The organism is Pseudomonas sp. SMN5 (genome assembly GCF_052041925.1).
Lineage (GTDB): Bacteria > Pseudomonadota > Gammaproteobacteria > Pseudomonadales > Pseudomonadaceae > Aquipseudomonas.
This window is the reverse complement of the sequence record NZ_JBKGGX010000005.1, coordinates 71,442-84,732: the sequence shown is the minus strand read 5'-3', so window position 1 is coordinate 84,732 and position 13,291 is coordinate 71,442. Positions and strand designations below refer to the sequence as shown.

Annotated in this window: 13 protein-coding genes; 7 read left to right on the top strand and 6 right to left on the bottom strand. The window is 62.2% G+C overall.

Going from position 1 to position 13,291, the window contains the following annotated elements; translation table 11 throughout:
* Positions 1-4: 4 nt before the first annotated feature.
* Genes znuB through zur form a run of 3 tightly spaced genes read right to left on the bottom strand, consistent with a single transcriptional unit; the run spans position 5 to position 2,050 of the window.
* Positions 5-793: a zinc ABC transporter permease subunit ZnuB gene (znuB, locus tag ACLEJR_RS06795; RefSeq protein ID WP_440794555.1), complete on the bottom strand. Its 789-nt coding sequence runs from the start codon at positions 791-793 to the stop codon at positions 5-7.
* On the bottom strand, positions 786-1,568 hold the full coding sequence (znuC, locus tag ACLEJR_RS06790) for a zinc ABC transporter ATP-binding protein ZnuC (protein ID WP_440794553.1): 783 nt from the start codon (positions 1,566-1,568) through the stop codon (positions 786-788). The genes znuB and znuC overlap by 8 nt, the downstream gene beginning before the upstream one ends.
* The gene (zur, locus tag ACLEJR_RS06785) at positions 1,568-2,050 is read right to left on the bottom strand and encodes a zinc uptake transcriptional repressor Zur (RefSeq protein WP_440794551.1); all 483 of its coding nucleotides are present in this window, start codon (positions 2,048-2,050) and stop codon (positions 1,568-1,570) included. The genes znuC and zur overlap by 1 nt, the downstream gene beginning before the upstream one ends.
* A 66-nt stretch (positions 2,051-2,116) precedes the next feature.
* On the opposite strand from zur, the gene ACLEJR_RS06780 reads away from it, so the two are divergent.
* Complete coding sequence (locus ACLEJR_RS06780) at positions 2,117-3,040, top strand: zinc ABC transporter substrate-binding protein (RefSeq protein WP_440812917.1); 924 nt, start codon at positions 2,117-2,119, stop codon at positions 3,038-3,040.
* Positions 3,041-3,173: 133 nt separating this feature from the next.
* Here the strand turns inward: ACLEJR_RS06780 and ACLEJR_RS06775 are convergent, their stop codons facing one another.
* Entirely contained in the window at positions 3,174-4,124 is a 951-nt protein-coding gene (locus ACLEJR_RS06775; RefSeq protein ID WP_440812914.1) for a homoserine kinase, read from the bottom strand.
* A gap of 59 nt (positions 4,125-4,183) precedes the next feature.
* The gene (locus ACLEJR_RS06770) at positions 4,184-4,471 is read right to left on the bottom strand and encodes a DUF2782 domain-containing protein (protein ID WP_440812912.1); all 288 of its coding nucleotides are present in this window, start codon (positions 4,469-4,471) and stop codon (positions 4,184-4,186) included.
* A gap of 74 nt (positions 4,472-4,545) precedes the next feature.
* Between ACLEJR_RS06770 and polA the strand changes: the two genes are divergently transcribed.
* On the top strand, positions 4,546-7,311 hold the full coding sequence (polA, locus tag ACLEJR_RS06765; protein ID WP_440812910.1) for a DNA polymerase I: 2,766 nt from the start codon (positions 4,546-4,548) through the stop codon (positions 7,309-7,311).
* Positions 7,312-7,670: 359 nt separating this feature from the next.
* Here the strand turns inward: polA and yihA are convergent, their stop codons facing one another.
* Positions 7,671-8,312, bottom strand: coding sequence for a ribosome biogenesis GTP-binding protein YihA/YsxC (yihA, locus tag ACLEJR_RS06760; protein WP_440794543.1), 642 nt, complete (start codon positions 8,310-8,312; stop codon positions 7,671-7,673).
* 191 nt (positions 8,313-8,503) lie between these two features.
* Here yihA and ACLEJR_RS06755 point away from each other — a divergent pair, with 191 nt between their 5' ends.
* From ACLEJR_RS06755 to ACLEJR_RS06735, 5 genes are all read left to right on the top strand, one after another.
* Positions 8,504-8,794 (top strand): c-type cytochrome, encoded by a 291-nt coding sequence (locus ACLEJR_RS06755; RefSeq protein ID WP_440794541.1) that lies wholly within the window; start codon positions 8,504-8,506, stop codon positions 8,792-8,794.
* Positions 8,795-8,840: 46 nt separating this feature from the next.
* A complete protein-coding gene (locus ACLEJR_RS06750) occupies positions 8,841-9,452 on the top strand; it encodes a c-type cytochrome (protein ID WP_440794539.1) in 612 nt (203 codons plus the stop codon).
* Between the two features lie 215 nt (positions 9,453-9,667).
* The gene (locus ACLEJR_RS06745) at positions 9,668-10,312 is read left to right on the top strand and encodes a thiol:disulfide interchange protein DsbA/DsbL (protein WP_440812907.1); all 645 of its coding nucleotides are present in this window, start codon (positions 9,668-9,670) and stop codon (positions 10,310-10,312) included.
* Between the two features lie 14 nt (positions 10,313-10,326).
* Positions 10,327-11,205 carry an endonuclease/exonuclease/phosphatase family protein gene (locus ACLEJR_RS06740; protein WP_440794536.1) on the top strand — a complete coding sequence of 293 codons (879 nt, stop codon included), beginning with the start codon at positions 10,327-10,329 and terminating at the stop codon, positions 11,203-11,205.
* The gene (locus ACLEJR_RS06735) at positions 11,202-13,250 is read left to right on the top strand and encodes a GGDEF domain-containing protein (RefSeq protein WP_440812905.1); all 2,049 of its coding nucleotides are present in this window, start codon (positions 11,202-11,204) and stop codon (positions 13,248-13,250) included. Before ACLEJR_RS06740 ends, ACLEJR_RS06735 begins: the two co-directional genes overlap by 4 nt.
* The last annotated feature ends 41 nt before the right edge of the window (positions 13,251-13,291 follow it).

Below are 13,291 nucleotides of genomic sequence, written 5' to 3'. Positions count from 1 at the left end.
AAGTCTACACCCCTCGACGGGGCAGGACAAAACTCAGCAGAAACAGCGCAGCGGCACTGACCACGATTGACGGGCCGGCCGGGGTGTCCTTGAACCAGGAAAGCGCCAGCCCGCCACACACCGCAAGCATGCCCAGCAGGCTCGCGCCCAGGGCCATCTGTTCCGGCGAGCGGGCGTGACGCTGTGCCGCAGCCGCCGGAATGATCAGCAACGAAGTGATCAGCAACACACCGACGATTTTCATCGCCACCGCGATGACCACTGCGATCAGCAGCATCAACGCCATGCGCAGGCCTGTCACGGGCAGGCCTTCGACCCGCGCCAGTTCCTCATGCACGGTAATCGCCAGTAACGGACGCCACAACGCCACCAGCAACAGCAACACCCCCGCGCTGCCACCGAGGATCCATGACAAGTCCACCGGGCTGATCGCCAACAGGTCGCCAAACAGGTAGGCCATCAGGTCGATGCGCACCTCGTGCATGAAACTGAGCACCACCAACCCGAGGGAAAGCGTGCTCGGCGCCAGGATGCCCAGCAACGTGTCGGACGCCAGCGGTTGGCGTTGCTGCAGGGTTACCAACACCACCGCCAGCAACAGGCAACCGACTGTCACCGCCACCGTCGGGCTGACGTCCAGCAGGAACCCCAGGGCCACGCCGAGCAAGGCGGCGTGGGACAAGGTGTCGCCGAAATAGGCCATGCGTCGCCAGACCACGAACGAGCCCAGGGGACCGGCCACCAACGCCAAGGCCAGGCCTGCAAGCAGGGCGTACAACAAAAAATCAGCCATGCTTGCAGCCATCTCCATGAACGTGGGGGGTAACCGGTGCACCGATGACCACTGAACCGTGCAGGTCGTGGGCATGGTCATGGTGGTGGTGATAGATCGCCAGACTGGGGGCATTCTTGCCGAACAGCTCGACGAACGCCGGGTCGCCGCTGACCTGCTCCGGGTGTCCGGAACAGCAGACATGGCGATTGAGGCAGACGACCTGATCGGTCGTGCTCATCACCAGGTGCAGATCGTGGGACACCATCAGCACGCCGCAGCCGTGACGGTCGCGCAGGCGAGTGATCAGGCTGTACAGCTCGGCCTGACCGGCCACATCGACGCCTTGCACCGGCTCGTCGAGCACCAGCAGCTCAGGCTCGCGCAGCAAGGCACGGGCCAGCAGCACGCGTTGCATTTCGCCGCCGGAAATACCTTGCACCGGGCTGTCGATCACCTGTTCGGCGCCTACCTCATTGAGCGCCGCCAGGGCGCGTGCGCGGTCCACGCCGGGCACCAGGCGCAGGAAGCGCAGGACCGACAGCGGCAGCGTCGGGTCCACGTGGAGTTTTTGCGGCATGTAGCCGATCCGCAGCTTCGGCTTGCGCCAGACGCTGCCGCTGTCCGGCTTGAGCAAACCGAGCACGGCGCGCACCAGCGTCGTCTTGCCGGCGCCGTTGGGGCCGATCAGCGTGACGATCTGCCGTGGCTCGACGCTCAGGTGGATGTTATCCAGCACGTTCTGCCCGGCGAAAGTCACGGCCACCTGTTCGAGGCGGATCAAGGCATTGCTCATCAGGCCCCCTGGCAACCGGAGCAGAGGCCGACCACTTCGACGGTCTGGGTGTCGACCACGAAGCCGACCTCCTCGGCGCTGGCGACGATGGCATCGCTGATGGACTTCTGTTCCAGCTCGATGGCGGCGTGGCATTCGCGGCAGATCAGGAACTGGCCCTGGTGGGCGTGCTCCGGATGGTTGCAGCCGACGAAAGCGTTCAGTGAGGAAATGCGATGCACCAGGCCGTTTTCCAACAGGAAATCCAGCGCACGGTAAACCGTTGGCGGTGCGGCACGACGGCCGTCCTGCTCGCTGAGCACGGCCAGGATGTCGTAGGCGCCCAACGGCTTGTGGCTTTGCCAGACCAGTTCCAGCACCCGCCGACGCAGGGCGGTCAGGCGCAGCCCCTGGCGCGCGCAGATGGCGTCGGCCTCGGACAGCGCGCTGTGCACGCAGTGGGAGTGATCGTGGGGGCGACTGGCAAGGGGTGTAATAGGCATGGGCAGCGACGAGTTCAGTGAGAGACGTTATTATGTTACCGGTTCTCGCCTCGTTGAGTGGTCATCGTGTCCCGATTTTTTTCGCTGTTTGTCGCTTTTGTCGCAAGTTTTCTGTTGATCGGCCCGGCCCAGGCCGACGTCAAGGTCCTTACCAGCATCAAGCCCTTACAGTTGATCGCCGCGGCGGTGCAGGACGGCGTGGGTACTCCCGAGGTGCTGTTGCCACCCGGTGCGTCGCCCCATCACTACGCGCTGCGCCCCTCCGATGTACGCAAGGTGCAGTCGGTGGACCTGCTGTACTGGATCGGCCCGGACATGGAAGGCTTCCTGCCGCGAGTGCTGAATGGGCGTACGCTGCCCTCCGTTGCTGTGCAGGAACTGCCGGGGCTCAAGCTGCGGCACTTTGCCGAGGACAGCCATTCCCATACCGACGATGACGGCGATGAGCACGATCATGACCACCGCCCCGGCACCATCGACGCCCACCTGTGGCTGTCTCCCATCAATGCCCGGGTGATCGCGGCGAAAATGGCCGCCGACCTGAGTGCGGCCGATCCCGCCAATGCCGCTCGCTATCAAAGTAACCTGAAGGGCTTCAGCCAGCGTCTCGATGCCTTGGACGCGCGCCTGAAGTCGCGTTTGGCCGGGATCGCGGGCAAACCCTATTTCGTGTTCCACGAAGCGTTCGACTATTTCGAAGACACCTACGGGCTCAAGCACGCCGGGGTCTTCGCCGTGGCCGCCGAGGTCCAGCCCGGCGCTCAGCACGTGGCGGCGATGCGCACGCGCTTGCAGGCGGTAGGCAAGACCTGCGTTTTCAGCGAACCGCCCCTGCGCCCGCGTCTGGCCGAAACCCTGGTGGCCGGGTTGCCGGTGAAACTGGCGGAACTGGATGCGCTGGGCGGCTACACCCCGGCGACGGCGCAGGGGTATGAGCAGCTATTGGAGAAGTTGGGGAATGATTTGGCGGGGTGTCTGGAGTCACTTTAACCCCCTGCTTTGCAGAACCTCGTGGCGAGGGAGCTTGCTCCCGCTCGGTTGCGCAGCGACCGCAAGATCTTGGGGCTGCTGCGCACCCCAGCGGGAGCAAGCTCCCTCGCCACAAGAGCGCTCGGCTTTGCTGTTACAGGGCGAACGGCAACAGTGTGTGAACATCCTGCCGCTGCCCCAACCGCTGCTGGAACTCCATCGGGTCATGAATCAGTACATCCTGCCCGGCAAACGACTCAGCGGCGATCAACCGCGACAACCAGAACCGCACGCAGGCCACGCGCAGCATGGTCGGCCATAGCTCGGCCTCGGCGGCGGTGAATGGTCGCAGCGCCGCGTAGGCCCCCAGCAGCGCCCGCGTCCGGGCGCCATCGAGCACGCCGTCGTCATCCGAGCACCAGTCGTTCAAGGCGATGGCGACGTCATACAGCATTGGCCCGGAGCAGGCGTTGTAGAAGTCGATCAGCCCGGTGAGGTGCGTGCCTTCGAACATCGCGTTGTCGCGAAACAGGTCCGCGTGGATGTTGGCCCGAGGCAGCGCCAGGATCGCGGTCTTTTGCACAGCGATTTCATCCAGCGCTGCTTCAAGCAGCCCACGGGCCTCGGTGTCCAGGTGTGACAAGAGCTTGGCGCCCTCCTCCTGCATCCAGTCCAGCCCGCGGTCGGTCTTGCGCTTGATCATGTTGTCGCGGGTTGCCAGGTGCAGATGCGCCAGCAATTCGCCCACCTGAGCGCAGTGCTGCGCGTTGGCCTGCTTGATGTGCTTGCCCGCCAGGCGCGGTTGCAGCAGCGCTGGCTTGCCCGCTAGCTCGCGCAGCGCCACGCCGTCGGTGGTGCGCAAGGCGTAAGGCACCGGCAGGTCGGCCTCGTGCAGCACATCCAGCAGCTCGATGAAGAACGGCATTTCCTGGACCGGGCCGCGCTCGACCAGGGTCAGGACGAATTCGCCCTGCTCCAGGCTGATGAAGAAATTGGTGTTTTCGCTGCCGGCGGCGATCCCCTGGAAATCAAGCAGGCGGCCAAGCCCGTAAGGGGCGAGAAAGGTTTCCAGCTCGGGCCGAGCCAGGGGGGTGAACACAGACATGGTTAGAACTGCCAGTACGGGCGCCCTTCAGCGGGCGCCGGTTGAAGTCGAGAGCGGCATTACCACTCAAAGATTTTCCACGAGGGGATCAGCATATCCGGCTGGTCCGAACGAATGAAGTTTGCATCGCTACCGTCGGCACGCACCAGGAAATAAGGCTTGCCGTTCTTGGGCGTGACCTTGATCGCGTACAGGAAACCGTTTTGCCGATACTCCTGGATAGTCTTATCGCCGTCCGTGCGAATGGTGACGTCCGGGTCGGCCGAAGGTGCATCGTCCGCCGCCATGACGGCCAACGGGGTGATTGCAAACAAGCCAGCCAGTAACAGGCGATTTAATGTACGCATGATAACCTTGTCCCTTTGTCGTCAACGGTCCCGCTATTCTAGCCCCGGACCCGCCGAAAAGGTTGATCGTGCTCATGAGCCAAGCTCCCCTCGTCCTGGTGGACGGTTCTTCTTATCTGTACCGCGCCTTTCACGCGCTGCCACCTTTGACTACCTCCAAAGGCCTGCCGACCGGCGCGGTCAAGGGCGTGCTCAACATGCTCAAGAGCCTGCGCAAGCAGTATCCGGACAGCCCCTTCGCTGTGGTCTTCGACGCCAAGGGTGGGACGTTTCGCGATGCGCTGTACGCCGAATACAAGGCCAACCGCCCGAGCATGCCCGACGACATGCGCGTGCAGATCGAACCGCTGCATGCCAGCGTCAAGGCCCTGGGCTTCCCGCTGCTATGCGTGGATAACGTCGAGGCCGATGACGTGATCGGCACTCTGGCTCGCAGCAGCGCGGCGGCCGACCGTCCGGTGGTGATCTCCACCGGCGACAAGGACATGGCGCAGTTGGTCGACGGGCACATTACCCTGGTCAATACCATGACCGGTAGTTCGCTGGACGTGGCTGGCGTGAAGGAGAAGTTTGGCGTCGCTCCGGAGCAGATCATCGATTACTTGGCGCTGATGGGCGATTCGTCCGACAACATCCCGGGCGTTCCGGGTATCGGACCGAAGACCGCGTCTGGATTGCTGGTGGGCGTCAACGGCGGCCTGACCGAGCTGTACGCGCAACTGGACATCGTGCCGACGCTGCCGATCCGTGGCGCCAAGACCCTGCCCGCCAAGCTTGAAGAGCACAAGGAAATGGCTTTCCTGTCCTACGAGCTGGCCACGATCAAGACCGACGTGCCGCTGGATATCGGCCTCGACGACTTGAAGATGGGCGAGCCGGATCACGAGAAGCTCGCCGAGCTCTACACCCTGCTGGAATTCAAGAGCTGGTTCGAAGAAAACCAGCGTGACGCCAAGCGTTCCGGCCAGGAAATCGCCGAAGTGGCCGACGAGCAGCCGAGCGCCGAAGCCAAATACGAGGTCATCCTCGATCAGGCGCGCTTTGAGGCTTGGCTGAGCAAGCTGGAAAAAGCCCCGCTGTTTGCCTTCGTCACCGAAACCAACGGCACCGATGCCCAGCACTCGCAGCTCGTGGGCTTGTCGTTCGCCGTGGCGTCGTTCGAAGCTGCCTACATCCCGCTGACCCATTCCTACATGGGCGTGCCGGAGCAGTTGGACCGCGACACCGTGCTCAAGGCCCTCAAGCCGCTGCTGGAAAACCCCGACAAGCCCAAGGTCGGCCAGCATGCCAAATTCGAGACCAATATCCTCGCCAACTGCGCCATCGGTGGTGATCAGGACAACGGTATTTACGTTCAGGGCATCGCCTTCGACACCATGCTGGAATCCTACGTCCTGGACTCCACCGCGACCCGCCACGACATGGACAGCCTGGCGCTCAAGTACCTGGGCCAGAGCAAGACGGATTTCCAGGACATCGCCGGCAAAGGCGTCAAGCAGCTGACCTTCGACCAGATCGCCCTGGAACTGGCCGGCCCTTACGCCGCCGAAGACGCGGACGTGACCTTCCGTCTGCACCAGGCGTTGCAGGAAAAGCTCGCTGCCACGCCAAGCCTGGGCAACGTGCTCAATGAAATCGAAATGCCGCTGATGCCGGTCCTGGCGCGCATCGAGCGCCAGGGCGCGTTGGTGGATGCCAATCTGCTGGGCGTGCAAAGCGTCGAGCTGGGCGAGAAACTGGTGGCGCTGGAGCGTGAGGCGTTTGCCATCGCCGGCGAGGAATTCAATCTCGGTTCGCCGAAGCAATTGGGCGTGATCCTCTACGAAAAACTCGGCTTGCCGGTGCTCAGCAAGACCGCCAAGGGCCAGGCGTCCACCGCCGAAGCAGTGCTGGCCGAACTGGCCGAGCAGGATTACCCGCTGCCCAAGGTCCTGATGCAGTATCGCTCGCTGAGCAAACTCAAGAGCACCTACACCGACCGTCTGCCGGAACAGATCAACAGCCGCACCGGGCGCGTGCACACCAATTATCAACAGGCCGTCGCCGCCACCGGGCGCCTGTCGTCCATCGACCCGAACCTGCAGAACATTCCGATCCGCACCGCCGAAGGCCGGCGGATCCGCCAGGCGTTCGTCGCGCCGAAGGGCTACAAGCTGCTGGCGGCGGACTATTCGCAGATCGAGCTGCGGATCATGGCGCACCTGGCGAAAGATGAAGGCTTACTGCATGCATTCCGCAATGACCTGGACGTGCACCGGGCAACGGCGGCCGAGGTTTTCGGCGTCGAGTTGGAAGCTGTCACCCACGACCAGCGGCGCAGCGCGAAGGCGATCAACTTCGGCCTGATCTACGGCATGAGCGCGTTTGGCCTGGCCAAGCAGATCGGCGTCGACCGCAAGCAGTCCCAGGCCTACATCGACCGCTACTTCGCCCGTTACCCGGGCGTGCTGGCGTACATGGAGCGCACCCGGACTCAGGCCGCAGAGCAGGGGTTCGTCGAAACCATCTTCGGTCGCCGCCTGTACCTGCCGGACATCAACGCAAAAAATCCGGCCCTGCGCAAAGGCGCCGAACGCACGGCGATCAACGCACCGATGCAAGGCACGGCAGCGGACATCATCAAGAAGGCCATGGTCGCGGTTGATCGTTGGCTGACCAGCTCCGGACTGGACGCGAAAGTCATCCTGCAGGTCCACGACGAACTGGTGCTGGAAGTGCGCGAAGACCTGGTCGAACAGGTCAGTACTGAAATCCGCCAGCACATGAGCGCGGCCGCCACCCTGGACGTGCCGCTGCTGGTGGAAGTGGGCGTAGGCAACAACTGGGATGAGGCACACTGAGCCCAGCAATGAACCCCGTGGCGAGGGAGCTTGCTCCCGCTTGAGTGCGAAGCGCTCACAAGTTTTTGGGGCGGCTACGCCACCCAGCGAGAGCAAGCTCCCTCGCCACAGCGAGCACTGCGCGACCGGCAAAAACGTTTCAGTTCGGAAAAGTCCTACGGTTATTTCCAAAAATAATCTGAACTAAACCCGTGAATTGCCACTCAGAGATTCTGAATGGCTGGTGAAGCCCTTCAATGCTCCTATGTTGTGTTAAGTGTTGGCAGATATCTGGACCCCGCCCTAGCGGTCCGGAACTTGGACCCCGAACTTCCCCCTCCCCATACGAAGTCCGGGGTTTTTTTTGCCTGCGATTTGGCTTATTCAGCCGCGTCGCTGCCCTTGTCCGCCAATTCCATCCAGTCGGCCAAGACCGTGTAGGCCTCTTCCAGGCCCATGCGCTTGGGCGCCGAGAACAGCTGGATGGTGATCGCGTCGCCCCAGCCCTTACGAATCTGCGACTGCACCTTGAGTAATGTGTTCTTTGCCGCGCCGTAGGTCAGCTTGTCGGCCTTGGTCAGCAGGATGTGCATGGGCATGCCACTGGCAACGGCCCAGTCGAGCATCAGCGTGTCGAAGTCGGTCATCGGATGGCGGATGTCCATCATCAGAATCAACCCCTTCAAACTTTCGCGGCTGCCCAGGTAGGCTTCCAGGTGACGCTGCCAGTGTTGCTTGAGCGGGATCGGCACCTTGGCGTAGCCGTAGCCGGGCAGGTCGACCAAACGGCGTTCGTCGTCTAGCTTGAAGAAATTCAACAGTTGCGTGCGGCCTGGGGTTTTCGAAGTGCGGGCCAGGCTGGCGTGGGTCAGGGTGTTCAGCGCACTGGATTTACCGGCGTTGGAACGACCGGCAAATGCCACTTCGAAGCCTTCGTCGTCAGGACATTGATCGACTTTGGCGGCGCTGAGCATGAAGGTGGACTGTTGGCACAGACCAAGGATGGGGTTTTTCAGTTGCATGGGATTTCCGATGTGGGCGGCGTCGGGAAAGGACGCGGCAAGCGGTGTCGTTTCCGTTTCAGTGACGCCAGTATATAATGCCGCAGATTTTGTGTGCGCTTTGTCCCAGCGTAGGATGAGGCTCACGGGAGCGATTGACCGAAATTGCGCACTAGAACGCAGCTCGCTCTCAACCCTGAAAAGGTCGTTTTATGACGAAATGGCTGCTAGCTGCCGGTGTCTTGATGCCGCTTTACAGCGCTCAGGCTACACAGGATCCGGAAGCTGTGTACGACCGTGTTTGTGGTGCCTGTCATTCTGGCCAACTCCCCATGGCGCCCCGCAAGGGCGATCGGGAAGCTTGGACGCCGAGGTTGGCGAAAGGTATGGAGACGCTGGTGCAACACGTGACCCAGGGTTTCAAGGCGATGCCGCCGCGTGGTTTGTGCATGGACTGCAGTGCCGAGGATTACCGAGCCATCATCCAGTGGATGAGCGAGTAATCCCGGTCCATAACTCTTTAACCCTTAGCCGTAGTTGGATTAGCTGATGAACAAACTGATCGTGAGTCTGCTGTTGACCTTGGGGATGACCGGCGTAGCCCACGCCGCTGGCGATGCCGCTGCCGGTCAGGCGAAAGCGGCGGTATGCGGGGCCTGCCATGGTCCGGACGGCAATAGCATGGCGCCCAACTTCCCGAAACTGGCGGGCCAGGGCGAGCGCTACCTGAACAAGCAGTTGCACGACATCAAGTCCGGTAAGCGCACGGTGCTGGAGATGACCGGCCTGTTGAACAACCTGAGCGACCAGGACCTGGCGGATATCTCGGCCTATTTCGCCAGCCAGAAGGGCAGCGTCGGCGCTGCCGATCCAAAACTCGTGGCACGCGGCGAAGCCCTGTTTCGCGGCGGCAACCTGGATAAAGGCCTGCCATCCTGCACCGGTTGCCATTCGCCGAACGGCGCCGGCAACGCACCGGCCGGTTTCCCGCACCTGGGTGGCCAGCATGCCCAGTACGTGGCCAAGCAGTTGACCGATTTCCGCAAGGAAGAAGGCGGTCGTGCCAACGACGGCGACGCGATGACCATGCGCACCATCGCCAAGAAGCTGAGCGACGAAGACATTGCCGCCTTGTCCAGCTACATCCAGGGTCTGCACTGAGTTGAAACTGCATCAGGGCTCTGCGTCGGGCGTTGCGAGGGGGCTACACCTCTTGCAACGTTAACGCTCGATTAATCTGTCGATGCAAGCATCAAAAGGGTGGCTTTGGCCGCCCTTTTTTGTGGCCGCTGCCGTTACACTAGCGAACCTGAACCCGCCACGGCCTGTCTGAACAACACGCCCCGCGAGGCCATTTTATTGTCCAGGAGTAAAGCATGCGTAATCTGATCATCAGCGCCGCGCTCGTCGTCGCCAGTCTGTTCGGCATCGGCGTCCAAGCCAATGCCGACGAAACGAAGGCCCCCTACGTCCAACTGAACAATCCTGTTCCGGTGGCGGTGCCTGGCAAGATCGAAGTGGTGGAGCTGTTCTGGTACGGCTGCCCGCATTGCTACGCGTTTGAGCCGGTCATCAACCCATGGGTCGACAAACTGCCTTCTGACGTCAATTTCGTACGCATCCCTGCCATGTTCGGCGGCCCGTGGGACGCCCACGGCCAGATGTTCCTGACCCTTGAGAGCATGGGTGTGGAGCACAAGGTTCACGCCGCTGTGTTCAATGCCATCCAGAAGGAAGGCAAGAAGCTGGTCAAGAAAGAAGACATGGCCGATTTCCTCGCGACCCAAGGCGTGGACAAGGACAAGTTCCTGGCCACTTTTGACTCCTTTGCCATCAAAGGCCAGATTGCCAAGGCCAAGGACCTGGCGAAAAAATACGAAATCACTGGCGTACCGACCATGATCGTCAACGGCAAATACCGCTTTGACATCGGTTCTGCCGGCAGCGCGGAAAATGCGCTGGCGCTGGCTGACAAGCTGATCGCCAAGGAGCGGGCTTCCGGTAAGGCTGTCGCCAACTAAGCGCGGCTACGCCCATGGCCCGCTGGAGCAGCGAACGCATCGTTGGCCTGCATGAACCGCAGGTCAACGAGCATCACCTCACGTCCACGGGCCTGCCCGCCGACAGCCGTTTACGGCTGCTCAGCTTCAATATCCAGGTGGGCATCAGCACCGAGCGCTACCGACATTACCTGACGCGGGGCTGGCAACATCTGCTACCGCACACCGGGCGCGCCGACAACTTGCAGAAAATCGGCGATCTGCTGAAGGATTTCGACCTGGTGGCGCTGCAAGAGGCCGATGGCGGGAGCCTGCGGTCCGGCTACGTCAATCAGGTCGAGCATCTGGCTCAATTGGGCGCATTTCCCTACTGGTACCAACAACTCAATCGCAATCTGGGACGTCTCGGCCAGCACAGCAATGGTGTGTTGAGCCGCCTGCGACCCTGGGCGATCGAGGATCATCCGCTGCCCGGGCCCAAGGGGCGCGGGGCGATCCTGGCGCGTTTCGGCGAAGGGCCGGAGGCGCTGGTGGTGGTCATGATGCACCTGGCGCTGGGCGCCAGGACCCGTACGATGCAGTTGGCCTATATCCGCGAGCTGATCGGTGGCTACAAGCACCAGGTGCTGATGGGCGACATGAATACCCACGCCAACGACCTGCTGCAAACGTCACCGTTGCGCGATCTCGGCCTGCTCGCACCTCAATTGCAGGCAACATTCCCCAGCTGGCGCCCCCAACGCTGCCTGGACCATATTCTATTGAGCCCGAGCCTGACCCTTGAACGCGTCGAGGTGCTGGCCCAACCCATTTCCGATCACCTGCCGGTCGCGGTCGAGATTCGTTTGCCGGGTTCGCTCACGGCCGATGCATTTCCCGCGCTGAGTCCTGCCCCTCGCGGATCCGAAGAATGAGCGACGACGCCGAACGCTGGAGAGAAAAGTACCTCAAGAGTATCGAACAGCAGGAAAAGCTCGAGCGCCGCTGGGACGCCCGGCTCGACTTGCTGCGTCGCGGGCTGGTGCGCAGCACCTTGGCTGCCGAGGGTACTGACAAGGCTGTCGATCAGTGCATGAAAGAAATGCGCGAAGTGGTGCGCGCCGACGACATGGACGCGGGACTGGCCGCCTTGCTGCCGCGCCTGGAGAAAGCCGTACTCGATTCCGAGCAACGCCGCGAGACGCGGATCGAGCAGATGAACGCCGCCTTGACGGCCCTGGTAACCCAGTTGCAAACCTTGCCGCTACCCAAGGAAGTCAGCCGTCCCCTGAAGAAGTTTTCCAAGCAGTTGGAGGATCGGGTCGGCCAGGCACGCGAGATTCCGCTTTTGCTCAGTGAATTGAGCAGTTTGCAGGGCAAAGCGCTCAGCGCACTGGAAACTCCGCAAGAACCGAGTCGCCCAGGCCTGCTGCAACGTTTGTTTGGCGGCCATGGTCACGACGAAGCCGCACCCCAGCCGCAAGAGGCCGCCCCGACCAGCGTGGCGCCCGTAGTGGAAACGGCGCAGCCGGTACCTTTCACACCCGTACAGCCTGCAGCGGATGCACAATCCATTACACCGGCACCGGCACCGGCACCGGCACCGGCACCGGCACCGGCACCGGCACCGGCGCAAGCTCCCCTGTTGAAAACGGAATCCGAGTCGCTCACCCAAACTGAGCCGGAGGCCGAACCTGCCGCCGCTCCGATACCGGTTCCCGAAGTCGTCGAGTCTACCAGCGAGGCCGTTGAACCTGCTCCTGAGCAACAACCGGCATCGGAAGCCGCCCTCGAAAACCCGGACGAGCTGATGCCCGAGGAGCCGGCCCCGGCCCTGCCCGACACGCCGCTCGTTCCAGCCGAATCGAGCGAGTCCACGCCACCAACCGAAGCGACCGACGCTCACTACGCCCTGCCCGACTCGCCGGAACCCTCCTACAGCTCGGTGGCCAGGCATATCGAAGACACTCTTTTAGGCCTGTTGGGCGACCTGACCTTGCCAGAGCGTCATCGACCCCAGGCCGAAGCCATGCGTGAGCGCCTGCAAAATGGGCTGAACTGGTACGAGTTGCTGCCGATCCTCGATGACCTGGCGGTCCTCATGCTGGCGATCACCGACAGCGGCCAGCATGAATTCGAAGCGTACTTACAGCGCCTCAACGATCGGCTCGAGTCATTCCAGAGCAGCCTGCGCGCCGCCAGCGAAGATCATGCCGACGGCCTGTCGGCCTCTCGGGAAATGGACACGCAGATTCGCGAGCAAGTGGACGGCCTGCAAAGCAGCGTGCAACAAGCCGACGACCTCGAAGGCCTCAAACAGGTGCTGGAGAACCACCTTGAAGGCTTGCTCGGAACCATGGATCAGCACCAGAAGCAGCGGGATCTGCGCGAGCAGGAGGTTTCGGCTCGCCTGAAAAGCCTGGCCGAGCGCGTTGCGCTGATGGAACAGGATGCTCTGATCGTTCGTGAAAACCTGGAAGAACAGCGCCAGAAAGCCCTGGTCGATCCCTTGACCGGACTGCCCAACCGCGCCGCCTGGTCCGAGCGTCTCGAACAGGAAGTCACCCAATGGCAGCAACACGGCAACAGCCTGCTCCTGGCGATGCTCGATCTGGACCACTTCAAGCGGATCAATGACAACTACGGCCATCTGGCCGGTGACCGGGTGTTGAAGCTCATCGCCTCGGTCTTGCGTAAGCGCCTGCGTGGCGGAGATTTCATCGCCCGGTTCGGTGGCGAGGAATTTGTCCTGCTGGTGCCGGATACCCCGCTGGCGACCGGCGTCCAGTTAGCCGAGACGCTGAGGGCTGCCATCGAGGCTTGCCCGTTCCACTTCAAGGGCGAGCCGGTGACCGTAACGGTGTCCATGGGCATGACGGCTTTCAAAGCCGGTGAAAACAGTGATCTGGTGCTGAAAAGAGCCGATCAGGCGCTGTATCGCGCGAAAAATTCTGGGCGCAACCGCGTGGAACTGGGCTGAGGCCATTTTTGTTCCATTTTGTTTAATATCGCGGCGTGTAC

What these genes read in the sequence shown, in the direction of transcription:
- yihA (WP_440794543.1), bottom strand. Translation starts at nt 8,312, where the DNA reads ATGCAACTGAAAAACCCCATCCTTGGTCTGTGCCAACAGTCCACCTTC.
- ACLEJR_RS06735 (WP_440812905.1), top strand. Translation starts at nt 11,202, where the DNA reads ATGAGCGACGACGCCGAACGCTGGAGAGAAAAGTACCTCAAGAGTATC.
- znuB (WP_440794555.1), bottom strand. Translation starts at nt 793, where the DNA reads ATGGCTGATTTTTTGTTGTACGCCCTGCTTGCAGGCCTGGCCTTGGCG.
- ACLEJR_RS06755 (WP_440794541.1), top strand. Translation starts at nt 8,504, where the DNA reads ATGACGAAATGGCTGCTAGCTGCCGGTGTCTTGATGCCGCTTTACAGC.
- zur (WP_440794551.1), bottom strand. Translation starts at nt 2,050, where the DNA reads ATGCCTATTACACCCCTTGCCAGTCGCCCCCACGATCACTCCCACTGC.
- ACLEJR_RS06775 (WP_440812914.1), bottom strand. Translation starts at nt 4,124, where the DNA reads ATGTCTGTGTTCACCCCCCTGGCTCGGCCCGAGCTGGAAACCTTTCTC.
- znuC (WP_440794553.1), bottom strand. Translation starts at nt 1,568, where the DNA reads ATGAGCAATGCCTTGATCCGCCTCGAACAGGTGGCCGTGACTTTCGCC.
- polA (WP_440812910.1), top strand. Translation starts at nt 4,546, where the DNA reads ATGAGCCAAGCTCCCCTCGTCCTGGTGGACGGTTCTTCTTATCTGTAC.
- ACLEJR_RS06740 (WP_440794536.1), top strand. Translation starts at nt 10,327, where the DNA reads ATGGCCCGCTGGAGCAGCGAACGCATCGTTGGCCTGCATGAACCGCAG.
- ACLEJR_RS06745 (WP_440812907.1), top strand. Translation starts at nt 9,668, where the DNA reads ATGCGTAATCTGATCATCAGCGCCGCGCTCGTCGTCGCCAGTCTGTTC.
- ACLEJR_RS06750 (WP_440794539.1), top strand. Translation starts at nt 8,841, where the DNA reads ATGAACAAACTGATCGTGAGTCTGCTGTTGACCTTGGGGATGACCGGC.
- ACLEJR_RS06770 (WP_440812912.1), bottom strand. Translation starts at nt 4,471, where the DNA reads ATGCGTACATTAAATCGCCTGTTACTGGCTGGCTTGTTTGCAATCACC.